Raw genomic sequence first — 11,559 nt, forward strand, 5'->3', positions numbered from 1 at the left:
GTTGCTTTGCGTAGCAAAGATGACCTAAGTCCCTTGAGATTGGTCTGAAATGCTTCTTTTATCGTCGTGTTTCTAGGTGTCCCAGGTAGCAAAACCTTGGCAGGAGAACTTTTCAAACACCCTCTTAGATGATTAGTCCCCAGTTGTGGGTTGTGGATAGCTTGGGGGCAAATATCACCTCGCCCAAGGGGAGGAAAAACACCGGATTGCAACCACAGCCAAGTCGAGTGATTTACTGTCAATCTGATCGCCTTAGTCCCTCACGATGGGCTGCCGTCACTTCAGTCTCAGTCACCATCGCCACCGCTCTGGCCAGAGTTCGAGAGCTGCGGGCGGGATTAGATTGGTGGGGGCTTGGCCTTCAGGAGCACTCTACTCATACAGATTGATCTGGCTGCCCCCGATCGAGATGCCGTATTCGCCATAGACATCTTGTCCCAATAGGCCAACATCACCACCAATCGCGACCCAGACGTTTTGGACAACTAACTCGCCCACGGTAATGCTGCTAACATAGCCCACCGGAATTTGGACTTGACGGCCATCGGCCACCGTTACCAAAGCTTCGCCAGTCACAACGACACCGATCGCGCTCGCCATCTCTTGAGTAATCAGCGTCCCCGATGCCCCGGTATCGAACAGCATGGTAAATTCCTGGGTGCTGCGATTGCCCTGCAACTTGACAGGCACCACTGGCGTGCCCCCCATCGTTTCGACAATCGGAATGCTGGCCACGAGGCCAGACGGGCGATCCGAGGTCGTAGGTTGGGCCTGCGTGGGGGCCTTGCCAGCCGCCTGCTGTTCGGCCAAAGTCAGATTTTGACCATATTCCTTCACCTTTTGTTGGGCCGTGGCATGATTGGGATCGTCCGTCGGCACCTGCTGCATATACTGCACAGCTTGTTGCCAACGACTCGCCGCCAACTGCCAGTCATCAGGCGACTGGGCTGACTGACCAATGGCGACAGCGCTCTCCGCCCGCGTCACCGCTTCCCGAAAATAATTGGGCCGTGCTTTGGGAGTTGTGGCGTCTGTTCCAGCGGCGGTTGAGGGAGCATCAGCCACGGTCTCAACATCGGTCGCGGGGTTGGTATCTGTCGTGGCGTCGACGGAGGGAGTTTCTGCGGTTTCCTGTGGGGGCGCTTCAGTATTCGACGGCGTAATCGTAATCGAGAAAGGCAGTAACGAGCAACCCGACACCATCCAGCAGCAGCCGATGCCAATCAGCCAATGGCCCGAACGGTTCATATATTCTCTCCTAAAAGAAACCTACAGAATCATGCTGCGGACTTCGCTGAGTCCGCTATTCTTAAGAGTGCCCTTACGCTAGCGCACGGTTACACTTATCGGCCTCACGCCTATGTTTTCAGAAAACTATTCCCCTGCTTTGCTCGTTCTTGCCGATGGCTCTAGTTTTCGCGGTTGGAGCTTTGGTGCGCCGGGCACGGTGATGGGCGAGGTGGTGTTCAATACGGGCATGACGGGCTACCAGGAAGTGCTCACCGACCCGAGCTATTGTGGGCAGATCGTGACGTTTACCTATCCCGAATTAGGCAATACCGGAGTCAACCCGGACGATGAGGAATCGGCACGACCGCATATTCGTGGCGCGATCGCCCGCAATATTTGTGAGATTCCCAGTAACTGGAGATCGACGCAGTCGCTGCCCGATTATCTGAAACAGCATCAGATTCCCGGCATTTTTGGCATTGATACGCGATCGCTGACGCGCATTCTCCGCCAAACTGGGGCAATGAATGGGGTCATTTCCACCGAGGTGCTGGAAGTAGACAACCTTTTGCGACAGTTGCAGGCCGCCCCCAGCATGACAGGCTTAAACCTAGTGCAAGAAGTCACCACCGCCGAGCCCTACGAGTGGAGCGAAGCGACGGACACCCTGTGGGAGTGCTATCCCGAAGATGAGACCGCAGCGCCGACCTTGACCGTCGTCGCCATCGATTTTGGCATCAAGCGCAATATTCTACGGCGGCTGACGCGGTACGGCTGTCGAGTGATTGTAGTGCCCGCTGACACCTCACCAGAGCAGATTCTGAGCTACCAGCCCGATGGTATTTTTCTGTCCAACGGCCCCGGCGATCCCGCTGCCGTAGAACAAGCTCCCAAAACGGTGCAGGCTTTGCTCAGCCATCAACTGCCCACCTTCGGCATCTGCATGGGCCACCAGATTTTAGGGCGATCGCTCGGTGGTGAAACCTTTAAGCTCAAGTTTGGTCATCGTGGTCTCAATCATCCCTGTGGCTTATCGCAGCAGGTCGAAATCACCAGCCAAAACCACGGCTTTGCCATCAGCGCCGACTCCATTGAAAACGCCGACGTGGAAATTAGCCATCTCAATCTGAACGATCGCACCGTGGCCGGCATTCGCCATAAAACGCTGCCATTGTTCTCGGTGCAATACCACCCCGAAGCCAGTCCTGGCCCCCACGACGCCGACTATCTCTTCCGTGATTTCGTAGCGTTAATGCGACAAAATACCGCTCGATAACCCACTTTCCCCACCGCCCATGGGCGGCAATCACCAGTCGGGTTGTTTCGCCTGAGCCAGACTCAAGAATCTGAGGGAGACACGCTCACCAAAAGTATCGACATCTGACCAGGATAGTCCCAGCCACCTAGCCACCCAGCTACCCAGCCACCCAACTACCCAGCTACTATGCTCCACCAGAATATCTTTCCCCTACTCGTGATGGTGGCCTTCCCAACGCTGCAACGGTACACAGTCGATATCAAATTGGTCGAGGGCACGGGCAACGACAAAATCTACCAAGTCCAAAACTGTCTGGGGTTGGTGATACCAAGCTGGAATTGCTGGGACGATGCGAGCCCCCGCTTCGGCGAGCGTCACCAGGTTACGCAAGTGAATCAGACTCAGGGGGGTCTCTCGCGGTACCAGCACCAAGGGTTTGCCTTCCTTTAGCTGCACATCAGCGGCCCGCTCCAATAGGTCAGAGCTGAGCCCAGCGGCTAGCTTGCCGACGGTGCTCATGCTGCAAGGCATAATCACCATGCCCCGGGTTTTGAAAGAACCACTGGCGATGTTGGCCCCCACGTCGCTCCAGGGGTGACAGCGCAATTTTCCCTGGGTGGGGACGCCCGCCTGCTCGCGCCAAAAGTCCGCTTGGGCGATGACATCACCGGGCATTTGGATGTCTTGCTCGGCTTTCCAAACCTGGTAAGTGGCTTTAGAGGCCACCAGTTCGACGGGGATGTCGGCAGCGAGGAGGTATCTTACGGCTCTAACCGCATAAATGAGACCGGATGCGCCGGTCACGCCTAAGGTGATGGGCAACGATCGCCCAGCAGATTTCATCACAAGTTTTAATCAGTTCAACAGGCGACAGGTTGACCAGCACGGAAGCGATCGCCGCTGCCAAAACGAGACTGCCACCAGACCATTTCTCCCAGCGGCAAGAGCTGTCGTTGGGAGAAATGGCTCAACGACACCATGGGTAGGTGAGATCGCGCTTGTTCCCGGCTCTTGCCCAATCTGGCGCGATTGCGAGGAGTGGAGCTTACTGCCCATATCACCTCGCGATCCAGGGCAATGTTGTCGATTTCCGTGCTGCTATTCAATTCTAACGAGTTGCCCAAGCCGGGGCAGTCACGAGTTACTCGGACTCGTCGGAGCCCCGCTCATCACTATAGTTATCGTCATCACTGAGATCGTCCTCGCTGGCTTCGCTGCCGCCACCAACTACGACCAGATCAATCTGCTGACGATAATAGTCCACGCTCTTGACTTGAACTTCGACGCGATCGCCGAGTCGGAACTGACGACGATTTTTGCGCCCAACGAGCTTTTGTTGACGCGATCGATATTCGTACCAGTCATCTTTGAGCGAACTAACATGCACCAGACCTTCGACCAGCAGCTCTTCGATTTCGACAAAGAAACCGTAGGACTGCACCCCCGTAATCAAGCCGTGGAAGACGGAACCGGTGTGATCCCGCATAAATTCGGCCTTTTTGAGACCTTCGAGATCGGTTTCGGCATCTTGTGCTAGCTGCTCGCGTTCGCTCAGGGGGCCGACAATCCGCTTGATGTAGTCTTCCAGGTCGTTGTTAATGTCGGGCGGCAACACGTTCCAGTTAATCTTGCCGTGGCAGCTACTGTGACGTAGATTGACCCGATCTTTTGACCGGGTGGAACGGCGATCGCGGCCATCGGCAAACACCGCATGTAGCACCCGATGAATCACCAAGTCAGGATAGCGACGGGTGGGCGACGAAAAATGCGCATAGCCATCGGTCAAGGCAAGACCAAAATGCAGATCGGGGTGAATGCCATAAAAGGCAGGCTTAAACGTGGACAACAGCAAATAGGTCAAAATCTTTTCTGACGGCGAGGCGGCAAACTGCTGAGTAAACCGCTGATAATCCATGGGATAGATGGTTTCTTCTTCCGCCAGTTCCAGATTGATTTCCATGTTTTCGGCTAACTTCGTCAGCTCTTGCACATCAGAAATCGTGGGCGTGCGATGCAAGCGATAAATCGCTGGCACGGCTAATGCTTTGAGGTGAGCAGCCACCAGCTGGTTGGCTAACAAAATAAACTCCGTCACCACCATCCGTGCGGTTAAGGATGAGGCCACGACAATCACCCCCAGCAGACCTTCGTCGTCGTACTGAAAGCGCGGCGAAGCGTAAGAGGCCAAGGGTTCCTTCGCATCATCAGGGAACTCGTGCTCGGGCAGATTGAGTTCAAAAGATCCCCGGGCCATCCGTTGCTGCCGCACCGCCCGGCTGACTTCGTGAAGGTTATCGACGACCTCAAAAATCGACTCCAACTTCTTGAGGTCTTTAGAGGTAATCTCTAGTTGTTCCAGTTCGGTCGGGTTCTCCCGAGAGAGAATTGCTTGAGCTTGTTTGTAGTCCAGGGCGTGGTCCACGGCAATGACGCTGGGTTGCAGTTCAAACTCCAGCACTTCACCCTTGTCATTCAGGGTCGCCAGCAGAGAAATGGCCAACCGATCTTTGCCCGGATTCAGCGAACAGAGCGAGGTGGCTAATGGCGGCGGCACCAGCGGAATCATCTCGTTGCCGAGGTAAACCGCCATGCCGCGCTTCAGCGCTTCTCGATCAATCGGTGAGAATAGGGGGACGTAGTGGGCCACATCCGCAATATGCACGCCCAATTGCCAGTTGCCCTCCTCGGTTTTGGCGATCGTCAGGGCATCATCAATGACCTGGGCTTGGGAGCTGTGAATGGTGACGGTGAGTTGGTCACGCAAATCGAGACGACCCTTGAGATCAGCTTTGCGTATTCGGGTCGGCAACGCTCTCGCTTCTTCGAGGGCGTTGTCAGGAAACGTGCGCGGCAAATCATATTTGCAATAAATGATATCGATGTCAGAAGCGGCTTCGGCGTCGCTACCGAGAATTTGAGCAATGCGTCCATGGGGGGGCTCTTGCGCCAGGGGATACCGCACCACTTCGATATGCGCTAACTGATCGACGGCCTCTTGCAGGGTGGCGGCTTCATCGTCGAGGCTGAGTTCAAACAGTAGTCGATCATCCAAGGGGACGGCTTGGTAACTTTCGTTTTCTTGCTTGACGCGGGCCAGCACCGAGGCATTGGCCCGTTCGAGAATGACTTTGACTTCCCCTTCGGGACTGCGGCGACGGCTGCCATCTTTGGTCACGCGCACTAGCACGCGATCGCCATTCCACGCTGTGTTGAGCTGACTTTCGCGAATGTAAATATCATCAGCAGCTTCGTCGTCTTGAATCGCAAAGCAAAAGCCTTTGCTAGAGCAGCGCAACTTGCCTTCGACAACGCCATCTTCAGTGGCTCGCTGATATTTGCCCTTGTCTTTGACAAGTACCCCGATACGCTCCAGGGCATCTAGGGTGATCTGTAGCTCCCGCACACTATCATCAGAATCACAGTGCAGCTTCTTTTGAATGTTTTTGAGAGTGAGGGTTTTACCATCGGTAAAGTTGGCCAGCAACGAGGCGATCGAGAAATTCATGAAGCGGGTAATCCTTATCCGGTGCAATTTTTCTGACACGCACTAGGTCGGGTTGAGAGTCTTCTGTTCCAAAAAATCAGCGGAAACTCTAGCCCTGAGAGCATAATCATCGCTTTACTTAAACTGGTCAAAGCGGCTGATCATCCAATATCGTGCCATGGCGTTGAGGCTTTCCGTATCATCACCTAACTACTTGCAAACAGCCCCGTCTCACGGGAAAACGTCCAAATGTCGCACGTTTTCAACCCTAAGCGAACATCACAGGAGCCAAGAAACAGTGTGTTTGTGTCGCAGCAGGCAGATTAAAAAATAACAGCTCAAAACGACAGAGCCGCCAGCCCTAAGCCGTTACAACTATACCCTAATCTGTGAGTATGGGTTCATTTAGTCAATTCTTCATGGTTTTGTAACAGATTTGGTGGGTGGGTATTCACTCGTTCTCCCAGGCGGCAACGAGTACAGCGGCGCAGTGGAAGAATTGCACAGACATGCAGCGATCGCTCGCCAAAATCATCTGCACATTGGCTGAACGGCCTAGTCAAGCGGCAGTCACGGCGCTGTCTTCAAGCACCCCCATCCAGATCGCCAATCGCTGAAGCTGAGTCGCCCAAGAGAGTCAGCGTCGCTCACCTGTGATCACGTAAGCGATTCGCTGGCCTACATTCGTCGCGTGATCGGCGACGCGTTCTAAATAACGAATTACCAGAACGAGCAAGACAATCACTTCGACATTCGTCAGCCCGGGATCCTGATGAATCAGGGTTTCGTACAGATAGTCGTAATCATCATCAACTGCGTCATCTTTGACTTTAATGTCCAGACCCACATCGGCATTGAGGTCAGACACCGCTAACAGACTCAGTGCCACCATTGAGCGGCAGCGATCGATCATGACTTGAATTCTTTCTAAAATAGGGTGCGCTGGATAGGGGAAGAGCTTGATGGCCACTTCGCCAATATCTTTGGCATAGTCGCCAATGCGCTCTAGGTCACGAATCAACTGCATAAAGGCGCTGACATGTCGCAGGTTTTGCATTCCCTGGGGCGGATGGGTCAGCAGTTCGATGCAGTCAACTTCAATCTGTCGGTAAAATTGGTCAATTTGCTTATCGTGGGTTTTGAGTTGCTGTGCGGCCTCAAGGTTGCGATCGCATAACGCCGAACGAGCAAGTAAACAAGATTGCTCAACTAATGCCCCCATGCGCAGAACATCACGCTGGATCCGCCGGAGTTGATGACCAAATGGCGGCGACGATGAGTTATCAGAGGGCACAAATGAGTTGGACTGGGTCACTGCAAAAAATCAGGTGAGCGGATCATTCAGTATGGGCATTCAGGACAGAGAAGAGCCGTGTTTGTGGTCACTTCCATCCCTTGAGGTTGATCAGACTTAAGCTTGAGCGGTGGCCACTGCTGAAAAACGGGATGAACGCAATGTGCAGCTTGAGCAAACATCGACTTAAAAGGTCTAGACCTATACATGCATATGATGACCCATCAAGGTTAAGAAACCAACAAGCCCGATTTATTTGTTTTAGGTAACACTGTGTAACAGTTGCGCCCTAAAAGACTGGCAATTGCAGGATCTTGGTCAAAAATTAGTTCAGTCTCGCTGTGTGAGACGGATCGACGTTATCAAAAGGACTCATAGCAATGACGGATACTCAAGTTTTTGTCGCATTAGCGATCGCTCTCGTACCTGGATTCTTGGCGCTGCGCCTGGCTACTGAACTTTACAAATAAATCATCAAATTTACATGCGTTCTTGTTCAAAGAGAACGCAGATTGACAAAAGCCGCAGTGACTCTGGTCGCTGCGGCTTTTGTTGTGGGTCTGGTGACAGACGGGTTCGAGTTCGGCTGGGCTAATCCAGCTGGCAGTCACAGCTCCAGCTCAGACGCGAGCTTAGGAGAACGATCCCACTTCTAAATGGGCTAAGTCACCGGCGAATCCGGTGATTTCAATCACCCCATCAGTGGCGGCTTGAAAGCCTGCGATCGCGTCATTCAGCGCTAAAAAGGTGCGTTGCTCAAAGGTGAAAGTTGCCGCACCCAAAGGGGTAAATAGGTCAGCCGATAACACGTCAGCGATCGCAGCGGCTTCGAGCTGCGACACCTCACCTAATTGCAAAAGGTCAGCCGCCGCTACCGCATGACTGGCCATAATCGAGTCACCCATATTTGTAAGGTCATCATGAGCACTCGCGTCACTGTGGCCCAACAAACTATCCCCATCAACAGACAAGCCTTCATCGGTAGAATTCTCTTGGTCAGTCGCAGAAACATTCCCATCAGCCGAAGTCTCTTCGACAAAAGTTGAAGTTTCCTCGTCACTGACGGCAGCCTCATCAGCAGTCGTCTCTGCTGTCGCATCAACGCCGTCTAAACTAGCCTCGCCGGTCAGGCTGGAGTCAGTTCCTATATCAACCGCCGAAGTATCCCCCTCTGATGCTTCAGTCGCTTCGCTGGCAGCGCTGCCGCCCAGCGAGCCTTCAGCGTCCTTACTAGGCGTTTCGACTGCTGGGGTTGTTTGTTCTATGACATCGCCGGAGTAATTGCCGATGGTCAAGTCTTCGATTACATCGAAACCTGAAAGTAAGGAATCTCCCAAATCACCGAATTGGAAAATATCATCCCCAGCCCCCCCGATTAAAATATCGGCTCCCAGGCCGCCAATTAGTAAATCTTGGCCGCTACCTCCGTTGAGGGTGTCGTTGCCGCTACCCCCGATCAGGGTATCGTTGCCGGCCCCGCCGCTAAGGACCACAGCAAAATCGACCAGTGTCGCATTCACAGTATCGGCAAAGGCTGATCCGATAAATTCTTCGATGCTGGCATGGACGAAATTGTCAGCGCTAAAACTGATCCCCTCCACTGCATCGGCCGCATCAACCACGTCATAGCCCAACCCGCCGTTGATTTCGGGCAGACCAAACGGGTCAAACGGCAATTGTCGTCCGTCAGGGGGTGGCCCCAGCAAATTAGAGTCAGACAGCTTGAACGTATCGTTGCCATTGCCGCCAAACAGCTTATCGTTGCCGCCGCCATCGTGGAGGATGTCATCGCCATCCCCGCCAAAGATGATGTCGTCGCCATCACCTGCAAAAATCTCATCGGCTGCCATCGTGCCGACCAGATATTCGCCAAATTCGGTGCCGTAAATGATTGTCATCGTGTCAATTTAATCTCTGGGTCACACACAACTGCGGACAAACTTGCTGCTTATTCGGCGCGAGCCATGTCAGTGAATTCATCGAAATAATCAGCTTCAAACATATGCCTCGCGTCTCTTCTGCTTGATTACCCTTCAACGATGGGCAAGCTATGAAGCTGCAATGTAGTTTTGGGGTTAATGATCACTACAAGCCTGACAAGTCGGCATCAGTATGAATAATGAACTTCTTCAACTAGCGTAAGCATTTGATGAAGTGGACTGTAATTACTGCTACCAAACTAGCCGAGGGTTATGGGTTTGACACAACGCCTGGAATGACTTCACATCCCTTTTAAGGTTGACGAGCAAGGCTTCACTCGAACTTCACATACGACTGAACTATGTCCGTACAATTACCAGGGCATTAATGTGTCTTAAATTGATGGCGTTGAGAAAATCTCGGTCGGTCGGGCCGCCTCGGATGGATGATGTGCGACCTTCGTGACCATGGGGGAATGCACAAGCATTTCCAGAGCCAACAGAACTGAGTTGGGGATGACGGGCGATCGCGACCCTTCATCTCTCACCACTCCGGCCAATCCCCATGTCAAGATAGACCTGTGCAATGGAATAAGGAGAGCCAGTTTGGAGATTACTTTTTTGGGGACAAGCTCGGGCGTGCCGACGCGATCGCGCAATGTGTCGAGTGTGGCGCTGCGATTACCCCAACGAGGCGAAATTTGGCTGTTTGACTGCGGTGAAGGCACTCAACATCAGTTTTTGCGTAGTGACTTTAAGGCCAGCCAGATTCGGCGTATTTTCGTCACCCACATGCACGGTGACCATATTTTTGGGCTGATGGGGTTATTGGCCAGCTGCGGGTTGGCGGGTAACCCCCAGCAGAAGGTGGATATTTATGGCCCCCCCAAGCTGAACGACTATTTACAGGCTTGCCGCCGCTATTCGCAAACGCACTTTTCCTTTCCCATTAAGGTTCACACGGTGCAGCCGGGCTTAGTGTACGAGGACGATGAGTTTAAGGTCAGCTGCGCGTTGCTAGAGCATCGGGTGCCCGCCCACGGCTATCGGGTCGATGAAAAGGATCGGCCCGGTCGATTCGACGTGAAACGAGCGCAGGCTTTGGGCATTTCGCCGGGGCCGATTTACGGCAAGTTGAAGAATGGCGAAGTGGTGACGTTGCCCGACGGTCGCCGGATCAACGGCAAAGACTTGTGCGGCCCGACACTGGCCGGCCGGAGTTTGGCTTATTGCACCGATACGGTGTTTTGCGATCGCGCGGTGGAGTTAGCCCAGGGGGTTGATGTGCTCATCCATGAAGCGACCTTTGCCCATCAAGACGCTGACATGGCTTATCAGCGTCTACATTCCACCTCGACGATGGCGGCCCAAACGGCGCTGCTAGCCCACGCTCAGCAGCTCATCATGACGCATTTCAGCCCTCGTTATGCGCCGGGCAATGCGGTTCAGCTGGCTGACTTGCTAACAGAGGCAAGGGCGATTTTTCCCAACACGGTAATGGCCCGAGATTTCGACACTCACACCATTAACCGTCAAGAGCAGACGGCTCTGATGGCCTCTTAAGCAGCTCTTCAGGGGCGGGTTCAATAAGATTGGCGACCTGATCACGGGGAGCCGCAGCGGCATCGCCTAGTCGACTGGCGACCCGCTTTAGGGTGGGGCTATGGGCAAAAGCCAACTGCAGGCGATCGCGATCGTCGTCCAGAGGCGCGATCGCCTCATTGGATGTATCTTCAGCAGACTGAGCCAGCCGATGGCGCAGATTGCCCAAGTGCGTTTGCGAACAGACTGCCGTGCGGGGCTCGGGCATGGTTTGATCTGGCCAAGAGGGCAAATCGGCGCAGGGACAAGGGGAAACTTTAATGCCCCGCACGGGCATGGGCAGCGGCATGGTACAGCGGGCACAGCCCTCAATGTCCCACTCATCCGTTAACAGCACCGCGATACTCTCGTCCGTACCTGTGAGGAAACATTGTTTAGGCGCTTTCATAATCTGCTGCCAGCAGTCCAAAAATGCCTGGCTAAATTTGGCTCCTTGAAACACCGGAGCAGGCAGACATTGCGTATTGGAATGCTGCAAAACGACCGGCTTGCCCAGTTGAAACCAGTAAGCCAGATAAGCTTGAACTTTTTGTACAGAAGCCATAAATACCTTGCAGTCCTGTTGTGTCGGTTGCTGCGATTTGTATCGTCTGTTTGATCCTAGTCGGTGCTGGCTGAAATCGTAGGCATCTTAAGGGTTTGAAAATTGTTGCGTAATAATCTGCGAGGAACGTTAAGAGACTTGCGCGCAAAAGAGATCCCCATGAACCGAGTTTCGACTCCGCTCAACTCTCGATACTGGTAGGTTGAGCGAAGTCGAAACCGGATTGAA

The 11,559-nt window shown here is 53.6% G+C and carries 11 protein-coding genes; 4 read left to right on the forward strand and 7 right to left on the reverse strand.

Annotated elements, in window-relative coordinates:
• Nucleotides 1-372: 372 nt before the first annotated feature.
• On the reverse strand, nucleotides 373-1,248 hold the full coding sequence (locus JUK32_RS01575) for a TIGR02281 family clan AA aspartic protease (RefSeq protein WP_239112221.1): 876 nt from the start codon (nucleotides 1,246-1,248) through the stop codon (nucleotides 373-375).
• 112 nt (nucleotides 1,249-1,360) lie between these two features.
• On the opposite strand from JUK32_RS01575, the gene carA reads away from it, so the two are divergent.
• A complete protein-coding gene (gene carA, locus JUK32_RS01580) occupies nucleotides 1,361-2,506 on the forward strand; it encodes a glutamine-hydrolyzing carbamoyl-phosphate synthase small subunit (protein WP_204137100.1) in 1,146 nt (381 codons plus the stop codon).
• A gap of 192 nt (nucleotides 2,507-2,698) precedes the next feature.
• On the opposite strand, the gene JUK32_RS01585 is transcribed toward carA, so the two are convergent.
• From JUK32_RS01585 to JUK32_RS01595, 3 genes are read right to left on the reverse strand one after another with little or no spacing between them, the layout of a single operon-like run.
• Entirely contained in the window at nucleotides 2,699-3,331 is a 633-nt protein-coding gene (locus JUK32_RS01585) for a flavin prenyltransferase UbiX (RefSeq protein ID WP_204137108.1), read from the reverse strand.
• A gap of 17 nt (nucleotides 3,332-3,348) precedes the next feature.
• Nucleotides 3,349-3,594, reverse strand: coding sequence for a hypothetical protein (locus JUK32_RS01590; RefSeq protein ID WP_204137101.1), 246 nt, complete (start codon nucleotides 3,592-3,594; stop codon nucleotides 3,349-3,351).
• Between the two features lie 35 nt (nucleotides 3,595-3,629).
• Nucleotides 3,630-5,993, reverse strand: a complete 2,364-nt coding sequence (locus tag JUK32_RS01595; RefSeq protein WP_204137102.1) for a ribonuclease R family protein — start codon at nucleotides 5,991-5,993, stop codon at nucleotides 3,630-3,632.
• Between the two features lie 422 nt (nucleotides 5,994-6,415).
• On the opposite strand from JUK32_RS01595, the gene JUK32_RS01600 reads away from it, so the two are divergent.
• On the forward strand, nucleotides 6,416-6,589 hold the full coding sequence (locus tag JUK32_RS01600; protein ID WP_204137103.1) for a hypothetical protein: 174 nt from the start codon (nucleotides 6,416-6,418) through the stop codon (nucleotides 6,587-6,589).
• Between the two features lie 20 nt (nucleotides 6,590-6,609).
• Here the strand turns inward: JUK32_RS01600 and phoU are convergent, their stop codons facing one another.
• Complete coding sequence (gene phoU, locus JUK32_RS01605) at nucleotides 6,610-7,287, reverse strand: phosphate signaling complex protein PhoU (protein ID WP_309224464.1); 678 nt, start codon at nucleotides 7,285-7,287, stop codon at nucleotides 6,610-6,612.
• 353 nt (nucleotides 7,288-7,640) lie between these two features.
• Between phoU and psaM the strand changes: the two genes are divergently transcribed.
• A complete protein-coding gene (gene psaM, locus JUK32_RS01610) occupies nucleotides 7,641-7,736 on the forward strand; it encodes a photosystem I reaction center subunit XII (RefSeq protein ID WP_130199510.1) in 96 nt (31 codons plus the stop codon).
• Nucleotides 7,737-7,898: 162 nt separating this feature from the next.
• On the opposite strand, the gene JUK32_RS27860 is transcribed toward psaM, so the two are convergent.
• Nucleotides 7,899-9,164 carry a calcium-binding protein gene (locus JUK32_RS27860; protein ID WP_204137104.1) on the reverse strand — a complete coding sequence of 422 codons (1,266 nt, stop codon included), beginning with the start codon at nucleotides 9,162-9,164 and terminating at the stop codon, nucleotides 7,899-7,901.
• A gap of 627 nt (nucleotides 9,165-9,791) precedes the next feature.
• Here JUK32_RS27860 and JUK32_RS01620 point away from each other — a divergent pair.
• Nucleotides 9,792-10,748 carry a ribonuclease Z gene (locus tag JUK32_RS01620; RefSeq protein WP_204137105.1) on the forward strand — a complete coding sequence of 319 codons (957 nt, stop codon included), beginning with the start codon at nucleotides 9,792-9,794 and terminating at the stop codon, nucleotides 10,746-10,748.
• On the opposite strand, the gene JUK32_RS01625 is transcribed toward JUK32_RS01620, so the two are convergent.
• Nucleotides 10,711-11,331, reverse strand: coding sequence for a hypothetical protein (locus JUK32_RS01625; protein ID WP_204137106.1), 621 nt, complete (start codon nucleotides 11,329-11,331; stop codon nucleotides 10,711-10,713). The two genes, JUK32_RS01620 and JUK32_RS01625, sit on opposite strands and share 38 nt — an antisense overlap.
• Nucleotides 11,332-11,559: the final 228 nt, after the last annotated feature.

This window comes from Halomicronema sp. CCY15110 (assembly GCF_016888165.1).
In the GTDB taxonomy this organism is placed as follows: domain Bacteria; phylum Cyanobacteriota; class Cyanobacteriia; order Phormidesmidales; family Phormidesmidaceae; genus Halomicronema.

What these genes read in the sequence shown, in the direction of transcription:
- carA (WP_204137100.1), top strand. Translation starts at nt 1,361, where the DNA reads ATGTTTTCAGAAAACTATTCCCCTGCTTTGCTCGTTCTTGCCGATGGC.
- JUK32_RS27860 (WP_204137104.1), bottom strand. Translation starts at nt 9,164, where the DNA reads ATGACAATCATTTACGGCACCGAATTTGGCGAATATCTGGTCGGCACG.
- JUK32_RS01575 (WP_239112221.1), bottom strand. Translation starts at nt 1,248, where the DNA reads ATGAACCGTTCGGGCCATTGGCTGATTGGCATCGGCTGCTGCTGGATG.
- JUK32_RS01585 (WP_204137108.1), bottom strand. Translation starts at nt 3,331, where the DNA reads ATGAAATCTGCTGGGCGATCGTTGCCCATCACCTTAGGCGTGACCGGC.
- JUK32_RS01625 (WP_204137106.1), bottom strand. Translation starts at nt 11,331, where the DNA reads ATGGCTTCTGTACAAAAAGTTCAAGCTTATCTGGCTTACTGGTTTCAA.
- JUK32_RS01595 (WP_204137102.1), bottom strand. Translation starts at nt 5,993, where the DNA reads ATGAATTTCTCGATCGCCTCGTTGCTGGCCAACTTTACCGATGGTAAA.